Genomic DNA, 16,197 nt, shown 5'->3' with positions numbered 1-16,197 from the left:
GGCAATTCAGATCATATAGCTTACTAGATCAACTGTTGCCGGACTATTTCGCTGCAGAAGATGGTCGTTGCAACGGCTACGTTGAGTGATTCGGCTTGGCCTATGCGCGGAATAGTGATAGCTTGATCGATCAACGCTATTATTTCATCACTGATGCCATTTCCCTCGTTCCCCATAACAATTAGCCCCTCATTAGCCCACACAGTCTGATAAATGGATTGACCATTAAGTAGGGCGCCATACACTTTTAATCCAGTAGCCGGAATAAAATCCGTTAAATCAGTATAGTGGATTTGCAGTCTAGCCAGTGAGCCCATGGTTGCTTGCACTACTTTAGGGTTGTAGGCGTCTACAGTTCCAATGGAACAGATAATATGTTCGATTCCAAACCACTCCGCCGTGCGGATAATTGTACCCAGATTGCCTGGATCCTGCACATCATCGAGTACAAGGCTAAACTTGTTTTTTAAATTACTTGGTACAATTTTCTGCTGTAAAGGAAGTTTGACCAAAGCGAGGATACCTTGTGGCGATTTCAGTGTACTAATCTTTTGGAATTCAGTATCCGTTAGTTCATAGGATTTTATATTATGCGAGATTTTACCCACTTTTGTGTTTGCGTCGCCCGTGTAGAAAATAGACTCAACCTCATAGCTTGATGAAATAAATTCCATCACGGATTTTATACCCTCAACGATAAACAGGCCGTGTTGTTTTCTATACTTTTTATTTTGTAGAGACGTTATTAGACTGATTTGCGCTTTTGACAACATTTTTATTGATGATTAAGTATCCTCGTTTTATCGGATTTGCAAGTATAACGCTTTTAGTGTTATTTTTTGCATCATGCCGTTCTTCAAAATATCTTGACGATGACCAAGCTCTGGTTACAAAAGTACAGATTTCTGGTGTCACCCCTGCATTGAAAGAATCATCCGAAACGTATATTTCCAATCAAATAAGACCTAATTCAAGGGTAAATCTATTTATTTACAATACGTTCAATACTAAAAACGGGCGTTATAAAACCAAGAAAATTCGGAATGTTGGCGAACCACCTCATTTGTTGGATTCGGCAATGGTCGATTTATCCGCCAATCAAATCCGACGCTTTCTATTTTCAAAAGGTTATTTCAAAGCTAAGGTCGAACCAACAATTTCAGTTTCCAAAAAGCGAGCACATATCGATTTTAAAGTGGATGAAGGTGTCCCATATCAAGTTAGAAATATAGATCGAAAATTTGAGGATGAAGATATTAAGGCAATATTTGAACGGGAGGTACTCCCCAAAACTGCTGTAAAATCCAATACCCAGTACGATGCCGCAAAGTTGCTCGATGAGCGGGAGAAACTTTATATTTCGATGCGTAACAATGGGTATTACGATTATGTAAGGCAATATATGCGTGCTGGGGTAGATTCAACTATCGATGGACCTTTGATCGACTTGAAAATTAATGTCGAAAATCCATCTGACTCTACGATACATAAAAAGTATCAAATAGACAGTGTTTATATGACGATAAGGAATTATGGAACAATGTCGAAGAAGGAGCCACGTCGTATCCTAGATTCTGCAAAACGTCTTTTATTTGTTGATGAAACAAATAGTTTCAGGTGGAAACCTTTGGAACGCTATATGTATCTACGCTCAGGTCAGTACTATTCCTTGCGGGAGGAAAATAAGTCATATGACCGATTGTATGAGATGAATGGTTTTCGTTCTGTCAAGATGCAGTTTGTCAAAAAAGATTCCAATAAACTCGATGTGCACTATGATTTCGTTCCAAGACCGCGGATGGGAAACCAGATAGAGGGCGAGTATACCTTTAGTTCGGGTATGAGCGGATTTAATATTGGAAATACATTCTCTCAACGTAATATCTTTGGTGGTTCGGAGCAATTGGAAGTGAAATTACGTTATGGTGTATTGTTTGATCCGCGCCTCGCAGGTGGGCTTTCCAGCAAAATATTCAATAACGATTTTCAAGCGGGCGTAAATTTGGTCATTCCTCGTCTAATGGTTCCCTTTCATATTAATCCAGGTGGAAAGTTTGGTTTGCCCAAAACGACCTACTCGATGACATTGCAGTTGTTCGATCAAGATAAAACCTATTCAAACCGCTATTTCATCACGTCGCTGAATTACTCATGGTATGAAACAGAAAATAAGTACAATAGTTTTACGCCTATTGTGTTGGAGTATCGGGATGGACGCTTGGATTCCAATTTTCGGAACAAGCTTGTACAGGAAGGTTATCAGCTGTATGTACGTAGCAACGACCGTCAGTATTTTGGTTTAGGGACACAATATACCTTTATCCTGAATGGTAAAAAATTGAATAGCAAGGAGGACTTTCAATATTTCAGAGGAACATTGGACGTGAGTGGAAACGTATTGGATCTTATTAGCTCCTTGGCAAAATTGCCTAAGAATGCCGATGGTGAGAAAAAAATATTCGGTGTGCCCTTTCTTCAATACGCCAAGACAGAATTCGATTATCGTTTATACCGAAATCTCGGTGGAAATAGGCAGTTTGTCTTCCGTTTTAATTCGGGGATAGCGATTCCTTATGGTAATAACTCTAAACTGTTGATTTTTGAAAAGAGCTTTTATAGCGGCGGGATGAATGGCATACGCGCATGGCAGGCACGTACCTTGGGGCCAGGTGCCTATAACCGGCAGAGTCTTAGTGAGGATTTGCGTTTAAACCTGCGTAATTTGGATCAACTGGGGGAGATTAAACTGGAAGCAAATGCCGAATATCGATTCAGGTTACTCAATAACTTCCTGGGCGCAAAGATGAATGGAGCAACATTTTTGGATATAGGAAATGTTTGGCGACTGAAGAAGGATGAAGAACTAAATCCGGGGGGGGAGTTTAAATTCAATAAATTTCTTGGGCAGGTCGCCATTGGTACCGGCTTCGGACTTCGTTTCGATTCGGACTATTTTGTCATTCGCTTAGATGCCGGGCTTAAACTAAAAGATCCGCAATTCTCAGGTGCTGATCAATGGGTTATCAAGCATTTCTTTGATTCCAAAGAATTTAAGGCCCAATATTATGAAACCCATAGGCCCGACAGGTACAATTTTATTCAATACAATTTTGGAATCGGTATGCCGTTCTAATGTCTAACTGTTTCGTTATGATTTACGTTGATCCCACCAGTTGATGGGACATTCAGACAAACCGCTTTGTTAACCGATGAGATTTTTGAGACTTGAAAATATTGATTCAAAAATTTTACTCAAATCCAAACCTTGGGAATGGTTGAATAAAAAGAAAACTATAGCCAGCGCGATGGCCGTCATAATCACTTTTTTAAACATGTAAGCTATTCCTAACACAATGGCCGGGATAATCAAAAACATCAATCCGCTAATGGCAAAAGGAGAGAGTCCGCTATCGCTCTTATAGATATAGAATAAACGTCCCTTGGAAGTTTGTTGATTCTTATGGCTAAAGAAAACAAAGGTTGATGACTCAATTTTCTGATTAGGGACAGCAACACCCTCATGAAATTGTAGTGGTTGCGAGAAACCATTGATGGTAAATAGGTAATTGCCATTAATGGTCTCATTGGTGTTTCCCAATGAATCCAATGCAACTACAGCCAGTTTTCCATTTTTGGAAAGGTTTTCTTTTACGATAAAGTTTTGAATATTTTGTTCTTGAGCAGCTGCCCAAAAAGGTATCAGTAATAGAAAAAATATAATCTTTTTCATCGTTTTATTTTTATTCAATTCGCGTTTTCCCTTTTTAGGGTCTATTTGCATAGCGCTAATATCATTTGAGGATTGATAGCATCAATACATCAAATCCGATTTCCTTGAAATGAGACTGCAATTTTAGGGATTTTAATTTTCTTTTGAAAATCTTTAACTATGCGAATGTTGAAACCTTTGTAAATACGTTCTTGAGCCTTTCATCATTCCTCAAAAAAAGGTGCTGTCAAAATCCTGAGTAGGAGTGCAAAAGATATTTAGCTCATTTGTGTTTGACCTGCGGTATGATATTTCAGGATGTTTTGTTAGTTCATTTATAATTAAATCGATAATATTTGATCCATCGTAATTTTGGATTATTCACTTGTAAAATAGGTGAATTTTCGAAAAAAATTAGTTCTTTGAAAGTTCTTGGATCAATTGCAATTTCACTGCGTCATTTAAAATACCTTTTGGATCATCAATAACTATTTTGCCAAAAATGTCTTTTTTCATGGATGCACTATTTCCATTGTTGTCGCTAGCTTCATAATTTCCAAATATATCTTTTCGAACGGAAACACGATTTCCCCTGTTATCTTCAATTGTTTTACCACCTAGAATATCAGTTCTCACTGTGGTACGTTGACCATTGCTATTTTCGATAGTGAGATTATCAAGAATATCTTTTGTTATCCGGCTTGAATTACCTTTGTTATCTCGAATCTCCATATTGCCGAAAATATCTTTAGATATCGTTGAGCTATTGCCTTGATTATCTCGGATGTCGAGACCTCCAAAAATATTTTTTGATACAGTTTTTACATTTCCTTTTTCATCACGTATTTCTAAATTGCCGTGTATATTTTTAAAAACTGTGGACGGACTTCTGTCTAGATTAGGAAGATCGAAATCGCCGCTACTGTTTTTTCTGACAGTAGTTTCACCTCCATCCTCATCTTTTACGACAATATTTCCTGAAAAGTCTTCTTTTATAGTCAGTTTAATACCACTCTTATTTACGGTTGTATATTCACCCAGGCTACCTCGTCTAAATTTAATGGTATTTCTCCACATATCTGAAAGAATAACTTCTCCCCAGCTATCGGTTTCTATTTTTATGGATTTTTTATCTAAGCCTTCTGAAATAGCCATTTTAATCATGTACTTTTTCATATTGTCAGAAGGGGGATCGGACCATATTCGGGTATACTCTTCCACTGTTGAAATTTTGGCTTCTGAAGTTAATGTAACTAATAGCAGTGAAAAACTGAATAAGAAATATATACGCATGATCTGTCTGTGATTTAATGTCAATATACGTTTTTTTGCGCTACTTTCATTATATTTAAACAGTAAGCGAATTAATTGATGTCAACTACGGACGAAACGGAACGGCTGGGCAAAGTAAAACCTTTGATTCTGAGGAAGCCCGTCTAAAGGATGCTGAAAAACTAATTGCGGAGAAGACTAAAAAAGGCTATTCTGAGAATGGTGCTGTAGATGCAGATAGCAAGGAAAGAGGATCCGCTGTTCGACAGTCAACGGCTGCCAGCCAGTTATTGAATTAGTCTAAGATCTCTTCGTATGTCAATGTATTTTTATGATTGGATACACAGATTTTTATAAATGTTGGAGTGATGCCTTTGCCATTTGGACGATACATGGAATAGGTATAGGAATCTTTGTCGTGATAATTAGCGCGTAGTGTGTCACCTTCATATCTGTCTACTGCAGTGGTATGAACTTCTATTCTTTCATCCATTTTGTCACTCCAGCTTCGTTGATCAATAAAAGATTGTTTGTCTTTTTCGGAGATAGATAGTTCAAATTGATGTGTGTAATCTCTTAAGCCGCCACTTTGATTGGAAATAATTTTAAAATCATCTTTTAGCGTGATATGGTGTTCGCTGAGTAGTTTTCTTGCATCAGATTTAGAGAATAATAGATCATCAAATAGCAAGTATAGCGCGAATATAAGAAAAGGCAAGATTAAAATAATCGAGACGATAGTTCCCAACTTTTTACGGCCAGACTTTTTTAGGATCCAGTACGTGAAATAGATGAATAGGCCTGGGATGCCAAACCATATCAAAAAAATCAGCGTGTATAGTGTATACATTTGTTAATAGTTATAATCCTAAAGCTCCTAATCCACGAATAATGTCTAAATAGATTTGCGGTATATCCACATCCCCAATATTTTTACGGATGACATCGGTAATACCAGCATGTGAGATACCCTGAGAAGCATGAATATGTTTAAAGTTTGCTCCCCAAACTGCACTTTCTAATGGGACCATCCCATCATTTTCACCTACCAGTCGCCTCAGGTATTTAAAACTCAAAGCATAGAACAAATCATCTTGTGGCTTAGTCATTGTCGAAGCAAAGCTCTGATAAAATACATTGTCCATATTGGGGTTGAGCTGGTTGAAAACACGCATTTCTTTTACACTGAGATCTCGAATTAGTTCGATTGGTGCGGGAGATTGCCCTCCAAATAAGAAAGAAAGACGTTGGATCAGTTTTTTTGTAACAGAATCTCTGGATAGATGTTTTTCCATTAGATAGTCTGCTATTGGTGTTCCTAAGTGTGGTGTGGATATTGTGCTTAAGGAGGCTACCATTTGATGTCCCTTTAGCGTTGAAATAAAATAGCGGGCGTCGATCCCTCCTTTAGAATGCGCGATGAGATTAAATTTAGTGGCACCTGTTTTTTCTGCAAGATCTGACAGATTTCTTTTCAGCATCTGTGCATTGTTAGCCACGCTGCCCCAACCATCGGTCTTGCCATAAAAAAATGAGATATTGTTTTTTTTGAAAGTCTTGGGGATCCTGCCCCAAAATAAACTGTTATCCCCAGCAGCCGTGCCGTGGATCAATATGATGGGATATCTTAATGTAAAGGCAGTCATTGAGTTTTTTTATACATCTTCATCCATCCAATAGGTTTTGCAAATCAGCTTTATCTTGCTATTTTTTGATCTGGATTGATTATATGAACAGGTTCTATAATTAAGCTATTCGACTCATTTTCATTAAAGGGCTAGTCTATTGTCAGGTCCGCCAATAAGTCCCGTCGACATATTCGAGCAAATCTACCAGTCCCTGAGGGATTGCCGGAAATGCTTCCTGGAGTTTCGCTAGATCTATTTTGCTTGCACCATGTTTAATCCGTTCAAAATGATCCCAGGTTTCTTCACCACCATTACTATAGTATGCTTTCTTTAAACCAGATAAATAATTGTCTACTATTTTCATTTGCTTTTCTTCTTGTTTGTGAATTTAGTCAAACTTGATGATAGAATAAAAGTAAATTGTAGTGTATTTCCTTTTCTGTCTGCTTTTTATAACGAACCTAAAATTTTAAAATCTCGGAGGAAAGCGAGAAAAAGATTGTTGTGGAAAGTTAAAAATGTTTTGTTAATAATTCATTAAATGGTTAATTTAATGAAAATTTTCAATTATGAAATCTAATCGCCTATTTATTTTCCTTGTTGTTTTTCTAACAACGGTAGCTACTCCTGTGTTTAGTCAACAAAATTTTAACTTTTCATTTGATCAACCGATTATAAATCCCTGGTTCAAGGTTGGGGATACGACGGCTTTTAAGAGTGGTATAGATCACGATACGTATTATAGTGCAAAAGGAGCACTTCGGATTGAAAGTATAAAGAAGAACAGCGCTTTCGGAGGGATTATGATGTGGTTACCATCAAATTTAAAGGGGGATTCCATTGAAGTGTCTGCGATGATCAAGCGTGAGAATATCATCGCAGGGTCTTATGCGTCGATGATGCTACGGATCGATCCCAAAGTCTTTTTCGACAATATGGCTAACCGCCAAATGAATGGGACAAAAAACTGGGAAAATATTAAGCTGAAAACTAAATTGGTGCCAAACCAGACCGAAGGGATATCCATTGCATTTTTTCTTTCTGGGGAAGGTAAGATGTGGGTTGATGATGTGCTCATTACTGTAGATGGTAAGGATATTACCAAAGAAGTAGGAATGTTTGTGCCATTTGCGAAAGGGATCAGTGAACCTGCAAGTTCGGGGATTTCTGATTTTAATACTACGCCCGAGATTGATCAACGCTTAGTGGATTTAGGGAGAATATGGGGTTTCCTGAAATATAGACATCCCGCTGTGGCGCAAGGAAAATATGATTGGGATCAGCAGTTGTTTAAGTCCATTGACGCTATTATTAGAGCAAAGGATAATAAATCTGTTGAGGCTCATTATGCGATGCTCTTAGACAGTCTCGGTGCCACGGCCAACTATGCCAAGCCACAGCTTGAAAATGTGGTTCATGAAGTAGATTATAGCTGGATTGATGGTCTCTCTTTTAACAATGATATCAAGAATAAATTAAGACGTATTCGCTACAGTAATTTTGATCAACATCATTATTTTGGTTTTGCTGGAGGTGCTGGCAATGTTCTTTTCAAGAATGAAAAAAAATATGAAAATGTATTTTCTGCAGATGCGGGGTTTCGTTTATTGGCGCTCTTTCGCTTTTGGAATATGATCGAATATTTTTCCCCCTATAAACATCTGACGGATCCGAAATGGGATGCTGTTTTAAAGACCGCTGTGCCCGAAATGATCCTGAGTCGGGATGATCGTTCTTATGGCCTTTCACTTCTCAAGATGGTATCCCAGGTAAAAGATGCACATACCGGACTCTGGAGCATGCCCAAAGGACTGATAAATTATTATGGCAAGTACCGTATGCCGGTGGAGATCCGAATGATAGAAGGAAAAGCTGTGGTAACTAAAGTTTTTGATAGTGAGAAATCCGGAGATAAACTTAGCATAGGAGATGTGCTCATCAGTAAGGAACATAAAAAGATTGAAGAAATCAGAGATTCGCTTTGGGCTTATATGAGTACACCGAATGAAGCTGTAGCCAACCGTGATCTGGCGCGAAAGCTTGTGACAAGCAATAGCGAGATTGTGCCCTGTGAGTTAGTGCGTGATGGCCGGCCGATTAAAGTAGATATTGCTGCGATACCCTCTAGCCAAATTAAACCTGCTTCAAGAGATACCGTGCCTTTTAAGATGCTGGACAATAATATTTTGTATATCAATCACAGTTTACTGCGTGCTAAGATGATCACAGAAAATATGGCAAACTGGAGCAAGGTAAAAGGTATTGTGATTGATGACCGCAATTATCCCGGTGATTTTTTAGTATTCAAGCTTACACCCTTGTTGTTGACCAAGCCTACTGATTTCGTTCGTTTTAGCAGTACGAGCCTTCAATATCCCGGCACTTTTGTAATGAGCAGCCCATTACAAGTTGGGGAGAATACCAATGATTGCTATCAGGGGAAAGTGGCTATTCTGGTCAATGAAGATACCCAGAGTTCTGCGGAATATCATGTGATGGCTTATCAGGCAGCTTCCAATGTCAAGGTTTTCGGATCACCGACAGCGGGTGCTGATGGCAATGTCAGTTCCATAGAGTTACCGGGCAATCAGCGGACAATGCTTTCCGGACTGGGGATATATTATCCCGATCAACGTGAAACCCAGCGTGTAGGTATTAAAATTGATGAGATTGTCAAACCGAGTATCAAGGGGATTCGCGAAGGTAGGGATGAGGTAATGGAAAAAGCATTGGAGTATCTAAGTCAATAGATTAGCCCTTCCATAGGATGGTTGTTATTGAGGTATTATACATTTAAAGTCAGACATGCTAAAGGAAATTATTTTTTAATTTATTTACTAAAATATTTAGTATATTGTTTGTTTTTTTGCTATCTTTGTATTGCTCACTTACAGAAGTAATACCAATAAAATAAACAATTATGTTGTCCGATCAAACTTTAGTATCCGATATAAAGGCAATTATTGCGCAGTCCAAAGATAATGCGATTCGTGCTGTCGATCATCAGCGCACATTGATGTACTGGCATATTGGCCAACGTATTTTTGAACAGGAGCAGGAAGGTAAGGATAGAGCGGATTATGGGAAATACATCATAAAATATCTTTCAGCAGAATTACAGCCTGAGTTTGGTAGTGGTTTTTCGTATAGACAGCTAAATTGGTACCGCCAATTTTATCGCACATTTCCAATTGTGTCTACACTGTGGACGCAATTGAGTTGGAGCCAGTATAAGCTGCTTTTAAGTCTTAATAGCGAGGAACAGCGGGAGTTTTATATTGCCGAAACCATAAAGAATAATTGGACAGTCAGACAGCTTGAGCGGCAGATTAATACTAATCTATATGAACGCCTGCTGCTTAGCAACGATAAGGAAAGTGTACTGGCTGTAGCAAAAAAGGAAAAGATGCCTTCTGATGCGAAGGAGATTATCAAAGATCCAATGGTACTGGAATTTTTGGGTTTGAAACGCGAAAGCGCTTACTATGAGAAAGATCTTGAGGGAGCCATTATTGCCCATCTTCAAGAGTTCTTACTCGAATTAGGAAATGGCTTCTCATTCGTCGCTAGACAAAAACGTATCCATATCGAGGGCGATGAGTTTTTCGTTGACCTGGTCTTTTACAACCGTCTGCTGCAAAGTTTTGTGATCATTGAAATTAAAACCCATAAATTAACGCATCAGGACATCGGTCAATTGCAGATGTATGTCAATTACTATGATCGTATAGAAAAACTTCCCCATGAGCATCCGACAGTTGGCATCTTACTTTGTGCCAGTAAAAACGATGCGGTCGTCAAATTTACCCTTCCGGAAGACCAAAAGCAGATTGTCTCCAGTCAATATGAGCTTTATTTACCAACAGAGCAACAGTTGCTGGATGAGGTAAATAAAGAGTTGGATAGTTTTGTAGGTAAAGGTGACGCTGAGTAGATTTTTCAAGCGTCTATACGGCGCCATTTAAAGATATTTTAAATGCGTCAAACGGGGTTAATTTATCAGTATTGGGGGATGAAATGACAGTGGTTCCGCTTTTTTCATTTTTATTTTTCTAACATAGATTATTTTGTACATTTGTATCGAATAAAATCGAAATTGAAATGGCAGAAACTGTACAACCAAGAGGTCCAAAGACAACTGATAATAATGCGAACCAAACTCATTACTACAAAACATTAGTAGTAGCGATCGCTTTAGGTTTAATAGGTACATTTATCCGTTTTGTACCGGATGTATGTACGGCATTGGGCCAACAAACTTTTTTGTTTTCCGCAATAGCTAATATTGCTATGATCGTAGGTGCACTTATCGCATTCAAAACCGTTTTCGGAATTTTGGGATTTGGAAAAAACCGTGACTAATTAAAAGTAAACTAAGATATTTGAAAGCCCCAGTTTACTGGGGCTTTTTTATTTTAATCCTTTTTTTAAACTCAAGTTCATTGTTGACGATCCCGTCCCGTTATGCTTTCATGATCTACAAGGCACAAAAAAGGCCTCACAACGGTGAAGCCTTCTTTTGTATGATTATCGCAGACTACGCGAAAAGAGACCAAGTAGACCAAGGAATACGTGAAAGAATCAAAATCAAACCGATGATATAGAAAATAACAACCGTTTGGTTTGCTTTTTTTGCATTTTCAATCTTTTTAGCTTTAGAGTAACCAATTGTAATCAATACAATAGCAATGATCATGGTTAAAGGGTGTTCGATGATTTTAAAACGTAATGTCGGATCTTTCATTACGGCGCCAGAGATCATCGATGGATACTTTAAATAAAAGAATAAGATCAATCCCACCAATAATTGAATATGCGATGCAATGAAACCCAATAAAGCAATTTTACGGTTGTACGGTTTGTTGCCTAAATAGTTTGATAGGGTGATCACGATCGATATCACCAGGGCTAGCAATAATACAATTGCTATAGTCGAGTGTAAGTGTAACATAAAAGCTCTCTTTATTTATTTCCTAAGTTAGCAAAGATAAAAATATAATGAATGTATTTATCAAAAATCATTGTTCGAGCAGAAATACCTCCGCTATTGGATTAAATAAGTACATGCGTTTGCTACTCAATTCCATGCACTTATAGCGTTTTCTTATTTTTTCAATACGTTGAAATGAGCGACCATTTTGCAACCTAAAGAAATGACCATCCTCTAGGGATTCCACCGTAAGGGCACTGGTTTTGACGGTATCGTATGATTTTAAGGTGCGAAACAGGTGAAGGTCCGTGCAGCTCGAAGCCGCGGGGTTTTCCATGTAGCGATGAATGGCACTGCTAATATCGATTGGAAAAATATTCAATTTAAGGAAGGGCTCCATCAGTTCCTTGAAATTATTTTTCCACTCTGTACCATGTGGCTTGACACGATGCTGATGTTTATTCCAGGTTTGTAAATGGGCAAATTCATGGATCGTCGTAATCAGAAACGAATACGAATTTAAGTCGTGGTTGACCGAGATACGGTGTGGGCTCCCTTTGAATGGGGCACGGTAATCCCCCAGCTTGGTACTCCTTGAACGAGAGATCTTAAATAAGCAGCGGGTATGATTAATCCAGTTGGATATAATCGGCGCAGCTTCCTCGGGCATGTATTTTTTAAGCGTAGCACTATAATCTTGCATGCCATAAAAATAGGGATTTATTCATGTCAATAGTGCTAAATGAGAACATCCTTTTGTCAAAAATAAAAGCAGTTTACTAAAAATAGTAGTTTTTAATTTGGAAAAATGATATTATTTTTAGTATTTAGTACCTGAGAATATTAAAAGTGGGCATGTTATTAAAGCAGAGTAGCTGTTTTTTTAAATAAAATATATTGAAATCGCCTGAGTTTTAGGTAAATTACCTACAGAAAGGTTCATGAAACATAGGATCCGATTGAGGAACGGTATTTCCTCTAAACTGTAATTAGACCTTCAAGAATATGCTAGATACCTTACATATTAGAAATTATGCGCTCATCAACGAATTGGAAATCCAATTTGATAAAGGTTTGAATATGATTACCGGTGAAACCGGTGCCGGTAAATCTATTATCATGGGAGCATTATCGTGGATCTTAGGAAATAGAGCAGAAGGCAAGCATTTTTTCGACCCAACCAAGAAATGTGTGATTGAAGGGGAATTTAAAATTGGTTCTTACCAGTTACTTCGTTTTTTTGAGGAAAATGATCTCGATTACGCGGACCATACGATTATTCGAAGAGAGATATCTCCCGATGGTAAATCCCGGGCATTTATTAATGATTCTCCCGTCACCCTGGCTATCCTTAAAGCTTTAGGCGAGCAGTTGATTGATGTGCATTCTCAACATGCAACATTGCAGATTAATACAGAAGATTTTCAGTTTTTGGTAGTGGATAGTGTAGCAGGCTCTTTCGGACTGAAGCAAAGCTATCGAGAGAGCTTCTTCGCTTATAAGAAAGCAAAAAAAGAACTCGAAGAATTTAAGGATCTGGTAAAAAAAGCTGCAATAGAACAGGATTATTTTCAGTTTCAATTTGATGAACTTGACGCCGCCCGATTGGTGGCAGATGAACAGGAACAGCTCGAAGTACAACAGCGGCAGTTGGAAAATGCAGAAGATATCAAGCGTGCACTAACTGGGGCATCACATCTATTGGAAAATGAAGATACGGCAGTTTTAAGCCGTTTAAAAGAGACGATGAGCCAGGTGGAAGGCATTGCCTCATTTCTGCCTGAGGCTGCAGATTTGGCTGCACGATTAAAGAGCACATGGATTGAGCTGAAGGATGTCGCTGCAGAGCTGAGCTCTCTTGAGGAGGATACCCAAATCGACGAAGGTACTTTATTGGAAATCAATGAGCGCTTGAGCTTATTGTATTCCTTACAGAAAAAACATCATGTGGACTCCGTTGAGGAGCTGATCAAATTACGTGATGATCTTGAATCCAAACTGTTTGCTATAAATTCTTCGGATGAGCAATTGGAGCGATTGGAAAAAGAGGTTGTGGCTAAATTAGCCATTGCCCAAAAAAATGCAAAGGAACTATCAGCAGCCAGAAGAAAGGTACTGGAGATGATCGCAAAGGATGTGCAGGCGACCTTGTCAAATGTAGGTATGCCGAATGCACGACTTCAAATTAATCTAGAACCATTGAAGGAAGGGGATATGCGGGAATCGGGGATGGATTCAATACAGTTTTTATTTTCGGCCAATAAAGGACAGGCATTGCAATCCATTCATAAGGTTGCATCCGGAGGAGAGCTTTCTCGTGTTATGTTGGCCATTAAATCCTTAGTTGCTAAAACTTCCGCATTACCTACTATTATTTTTGATGAGATCGATACAGGAATCTCTGGAGAGGTTGCGCTACGCGTAGGAGAGGTGATGGAAAGTCTTGCTGAGAATATGCAGGTTATTGCTATTTCCCATTTGCCCCAAATTGCAGCTAAAGGTGCTGCGCATTATAAGGTATATAAGGAAGACAAAGCCAACCGAACCATATCTAACATTGTTCGTTTAGATCAAGAGGGGAGAGTCAAGGAAATTGCTCAGATGCTTAGTGGCGCTAATCCAACAGATGCGGCACTTGAACACGCAGAGTTATTGTTGAAAAAATCTCTTAAACCCTGAAAATAGCTCGGGATTTGTATTAGTATAATCTATCATTAGTAACGAAGAAATAGGGAATTTCTAAATTTTTAAAGGAATTCCCTATTTCTTCGTTATTTTAAAATGTCTTGACCGGCATCACGGAGATAGTAAAATAAGCATTACTATATGAGTTTAATACATACGTATCAGCTCCGAATCTATCTTTGGTCGTTTTAAGAATAGGATCACCAAAATTTACTAAAATACTACCTAAATTATCTTCTCCTAAAGTTCTTCTGGTAGATATTTCTCTCGAGAAAGTTTCTTTATTTGAGTGACCAAAATTAAATCCGATTTTGAAGATGGAAAAATTTGTTCCAAAATTAGTCGCAAATTCATTAGTTACAGTCTCTTTTTCAAAAATTTCCTCCTGAGTATCAACTTCTGCTAAAGAGATTTTCCAAATTGGCGCATTAGATTTGATATTCCAATTTATGATTGGGATATTAAGATTTACCATCGTACGACGATCTCCCGGAGCACTCTCTACGGATGTGTATACTATCAATAGTTGAGGATTTTTTCCGTTTGTCGTGCGAGTAGTATAATTATATTGTACTCTAAAAAGATCTTTAGGTGCTAGTGGTAGGAAATATTGATAAGTTGCACCAATACCTTCTTTATTATTGATTAAAAAGTCAAATCTAAATTCAAATTTTCCATCTGTCCACATATTCTTTTGAATAAGATCAATGATAGTGGATCTCGTATAATTGTCTGGCAGATTTATTATCGGATTTTTATTTGGGTTGGGTTTGGGGTCTTCGGCTTGATCGCTAATTTTATAAAAAGCATCTGTCGATAATCCTAATGCTACCACAGATTCTACCATGTTAGATTGTAATGGGCCAACGGTATCAGTTTGTGTCAATTTATAATAAACATGGTCTCGCTGCCATTTATCTACCTCTGTACCAAAAATATTATATGCATCTATAACCGATTGTTCTATCGGTAATGGATTAGTTAATACAGCTTCATTTGAACTTGTTATTCTTGATGAAGTTGAAGCTTTTATTCGGTTTGTCGCTAAAATAGCTTTAGCATTCTTTAGATTATCAAATATAGGGGATATAAATTCGAAATCCGGAGAAGCAAGCAAACTTTTAGCTGAAGCTTTCGAATTGGATTTTACCTTAATTCTTTCGTTTCCTTTAATAACTAAAACCGGAAAACCTGGTATTTCATTACTTTTTAACGAAAGAACCTTGTCCCCGTCACTATAAATAGGTATTTTTTTATCACTTCCCATAATATTAGTTGCCACAAGAGGTATCTGCGAAGCACTCTTCCATGTTTCTGGAGAAAACTTACTAGGTTCTATTGTAGGAACAAAAATTGTCAATAGCGGCGCTGCGCGCTCAATTTCATCAAGCTGGTTTGGTGAAGACTCATACTTTTTTAGAATATCTTTGAATGTTGAATCATTTGTAATTTTTTCATCTTTTATAAATTGATAAAATACATCATGGTCATAATCTATTTCAAAAAGAGCATTTTGCCGTATAAAATTCCTTATATCAGGATTTTCTTTTACTGCTTTTGAAAGAATTATCGCGAATTGATCATAATAATTTATTTCTGCTTTATCATTCAATTTAGATGTAACTTCTGCGGAATTTATATCCTTTTTACAACTCCAAAATAAAAGTGAGAAAAGGATAGAGAATATTAAGTTTAATTTCTTCATTTCTTTTTTTATATCGTAATACAATAATAAAATATCTTTGTTTTTTTTATTTTAAAAATACTTGTTTTTTTTTTATTATTTTATTCTTTAAAAGAAATACTACACATTTGTGTATTTTGTTTTTGAAATTAGTTTGTTAATTATTTAAATATGATAAAAATACTGGTTAAATAATTTGGAGCAGATATATTGAGAAAATGATTTAGATTTGTTGATGGGATTAGACCTAAAAGAAATTACAGTTGGTACGTACAATAAAAAAAGTGAG

General features: G+C 37.4%; 15 protein-coding genes. 6 read left to right on the top strand and 9 right to left on the bottom strand.

Going from position 1 to position 16,197, the window contains the following annotated elements:
• Positions 1-23: 23 nt before the first annotated feature.
• Positions 24-773: a TrmH family RNA methyltransferase gene (locus tag B4Z47_RS12535; protein ID WP_070567214.1), complete on the bottom strand. Its 750-nt coding sequence runs from the start codon at positions 771-773 to the stop codon at positions 24-26.
• An 8-nt stretch (positions 774-781) separates the two neighbouring features.
• Between B4Z47_RS12535 and B4Z47_RS12530 the strand changes: the two genes are divergently transcribed.
• Positions 782-3,133 carry a BamA/TamA family outer membrane protein gene (locus B4Z47_RS12530; RefSeq protein ID WP_286727381.1) on the top strand — a complete coding sequence of 784 codons (2,352 nt, stop codon included), beginning with the start codon at positions 782-784 and terminating at the stop codon, positions 3,131-3,133.
• Positions 3,134-3,202: 69 nt separating this feature from the next.
• Here B4Z47_RS12530 and B4Z47_RS12525 read toward each other — a convergent pair whose 3' ends face one another.
• Both B4Z47_RS12525 and B4Z47_RS12520 read right to left on the bottom strand, forming a co-directional pair.
• Entirely contained in the window at positions 3,203-3,730 is a 528-nt protein-coding gene (locus B4Z47_RS12525) for a hypothetical protein (RefSeq protein WP_070567618.1), read from the bottom strand.
• A gap of 393 nt (positions 3,731-4,123) precedes the next feature.
• Entirely contained in the window at positions 4,124-4,864 is a 741-nt protein-coding gene (locus B4Z47_RS12520) for a hypothetical protein (RefSeq protein WP_286709850.1), read from the bottom strand.
• A 212-nt stretch (positions 4,865-5,076) separates the two neighbouring features.
• Between B4Z47_RS12520 and B4Z47_RS24725 the strand changes: the two genes are divergently transcribed.
• Positions 5,077-5,280 (top strand): WGR domain-containing protein, encoded by a 204-nt coding sequence (locus tag B4Z47_RS24725; protein WP_083296024.1) that lies wholly within the window; start codon positions 5,077-5,079, stop codon positions 5,278-5,280.
• Here the strand turns inward: B4Z47_RS24725 and B4Z47_RS12515 are convergent.
• From B4Z47_RS12515 to B4Z47_RS12505, 3 genes are all read right to left on the bottom strand, one after another.
• Entirely contained in the window at positions 5,277-5,831 is a 555-nt protein-coding gene (locus B4Z47_RS12515) for a hypothetical protein (protein ID WP_286727380.1), read from the bottom strand. The genes B4Z47_RS24725 and B4Z47_RS12515 overlap by 4 nt on opposite strands.
• Positions 5,832-5,841: 10 nt before the next feature.
• The gene (locus B4Z47_RS12510) at positions 5,842-6,627 is read right to left on the bottom strand and encodes an esterase/lipase family protein (RefSeq protein WP_201639501.1); all 786 of its coding nucleotides are present in this window, start codon (positions 6,625-6,627) and stop codon (positions 5,842-5,844) included.
• A 142-nt stretch (positions 6,628-6,769) separates the two neighbouring features.
• Entirely contained in the window at positions 6,770-6,973 is a 204-nt protein-coding gene (locus B4Z47_RS12505; protein WP_070567203.1) for a hypothetical protein, read from the bottom strand.
• 205 nt (positions 6,974-7,178) lie between these two features.
• Here B4Z47_RS12505 and B4Z47_RS12500 point away from each other — a divergent pair, with 205 nt between their 5' ends.
• The 3 genes from B4Z47_RS12500 to B4Z47_RS12490 all read left to right on the top strand — a co-directional run bounded on the left by B4Z47_RS12500 (position 7,179) and on the right by B4Z47_RS12490 (position 10,971).
• The gene (locus B4Z47_RS12500) at positions 7,179-9,359 is read left to right on the top strand and encodes a S41 family peptidase (RefSeq protein ID WP_286727379.1); all 2,181 of its coding nucleotides are present in this window, start codon (positions 7,179-7,181) and stop codon (positions 9,357-9,359) included.
• Positions 9,360-9,529: 170 nt separating this feature from the next.
• A complete protein-coding gene (locus B4Z47_RS12495) occupies positions 9,530-10,543 on the top strand; it encodes a PDDEXK nuclease domain-containing protein (protein ID WP_286727378.1) in 1,014 nt (337 codons plus the stop codon).
• 167 nt (positions 10,544-10,710) lie between these two features.
• Positions 10,711-10,971: a hypothetical protein gene (locus tag B4Z47_RS12490; protein WP_070567197.1), complete on the top strand. Its 261-nt coding sequence runs from the start codon at positions 10,711-10,713 to the stop codon at positions 10,969-10,971.
• A 175-nt stretch (positions 10,972-11,146) separates the two neighbouring features.
• Here the strand turns inward: B4Z47_RS12490 and B4Z47_RS12485 are convergent, their stop codons facing one another.
• Both B4Z47_RS12485 and B4Z47_RS12480 read right to left on the bottom strand, forming a co-directional pair.
• The gene (locus tag B4Z47_RS12485) at positions 11,147-11,560 is read right to left on the bottom strand and encodes a hypothetical protein (protein WP_070567195.1); all 414 of its coding nucleotides are present in this window, start codon (positions 11,558-11,560) and stop codon (positions 11,147-11,149) included.
• 67 nt (positions 11,561-11,627) lie between these two features.
• Positions 11,628-12,242 (bottom strand): sprT domain-containing protein, encoded by a 615-nt coding sequence (locus B4Z47_RS12480; RefSeq protein ID WP_286709849.1) that lies wholly within the window; start codon positions 12,240-12,242, stop codon positions 11,628-11,630.
• A 302-nt stretch (positions 12,243-12,544) separates the two neighbouring features.
• On the opposite strand from B4Z47_RS12480, the gene recN reads away from it, so the two are divergent.
• Positions 12,545-14,218, top strand: coding sequence for a DNA repair protein RecN (gene recN / locus B4Z47_RS12475; RefSeq protein ID WP_201639497.1), 1,674 nt, complete (start codon positions 12,545-12,547; stop codon positions 14,216-14,218).
• Between the two features lie 97 nt (positions 14,219-14,315).
• On the opposite strand, the gene B4Z47_RS12470 is transcribed toward recN, so the two are convergent.
• A complete protein-coding gene (locus tag B4Z47_RS12470) occupies positions 14,316-15,929 on the bottom strand; it encodes a hypothetical protein (protein WP_115047660.1) in 1,614 nt (537 codons plus the stop codon).
• Positions 15,930-16,197: the final 268 nt, after the last annotated feature.

It is taken from the genome of Sphingobacterium sp. UBA2610 (assembly GCF_002339225.1).
Taxonomy (GTDB): domain Bacteria; phylum Bacteroidota; class Bacteroidia; order Sphingobacteriales; family Sphingobacteriaceae; genus Sphingobacterium; species Sphingobacterium multivorum.
Note: the sequence above shows the minus strand (reverse complement) of the source record. Positions and strands in the feature narration are given on the sequence as shown.

Bases quoted from the DNA above. Each gene is read 5' to 3' on its own strand.
- B4Z47_RS12535 (WP_070567214.1), bottom strand. From the start codon at position 773: ATGTTGTCAAAAGCGCAAATCAGTCTAATAACGTCTCTACAAAATAAA.
- B4Z47_RS12530 (WP_286727381.1), top strand. From the start codon at position 782: ATGATTAAGTATCCTCGTTTTATCGGATTTGCAAGTATAACGCTTTTA.
- B4Z47_RS12525 (WP_070567618.1), bottom strand. From the start codon at position 3,730: ATGAAAAAGATTATATTTTTTCTATTACTGATACCTTTTTGGGCAGCT.
- B4Z47_RS12520 (WP_286709850.1), bottom strand. From the start codon at position 4,864: ATGGCTATTTCAGAAGGCTTAGATAAAAAATCCATAAAAATAGAAACC.
- B4Z47_RS12515 (WP_286727380.1), bottom strand. From the start codon at position 5,831: ATGTATACACTATACACGCTGATTTTTTTGATATGGTTTGGCATCCCA.
- B4Z47_RS12510 (WP_201639501.1), bottom strand. From the start codon at position 6,627: ATGACTGCCTTTACATTAAGATATCCCATCATATTGATCCACGGCACG.
- B4Z47_RS12505 (WP_070567203.1), bottom strand. From the start codon at position 6,973: ATGAAAATAGTAGACAATTATTTATCTGGTTTAAAGAAAGCATACTAT.
- B4Z47_RS12500 (WP_286727379.1), top strand. From the start codon at position 7,179: ATGAAATCTAATCGCCTATTTATTTTCCTTGTTGTTTTTCTAACAACG.
- B4Z47_RS12495 (WP_286727378.1), top strand. From the start codon at position 9,530: ATGTTGTCCGATCAAACTTTAGTATCCGATATAAAGGCAATTATTGCG.
- B4Z47_RS12490 (WP_070567197.1), top strand. From the start codon at position 10,711: ATGGCAGAAACTGTACAACCAAGAGGTCCAAAGACAACTGATAATAAT.
- B4Z47_RS12485 (WP_070567195.1), bottom strand. From the start codon at position 11,560: ATGTTACACTTACACTCGACTATAGCAATTGTATTATTGCTAGCCCTG.
- B4Z47_RS12480 (WP_286709849.1), bottom strand. From the start codon at position 12,242: ATGCAAGATTATAGTGCTACGCTTAAAAAATACATGCCCGAGGAAGCT.
- recN (WP_201639497.1), top strand. From the start codon at position 12,545: ATGCTAGATACCTTACATATTAGAAATTATGCGCTCATCAACGAATTG.
- B4Z47_RS12470 (WP_115047660.1), bottom strand. From the start codon at position 15,929: ATGAAGAAATTAAACTTAATATTCTCTATCCTTTTCTCACTTTTATTT.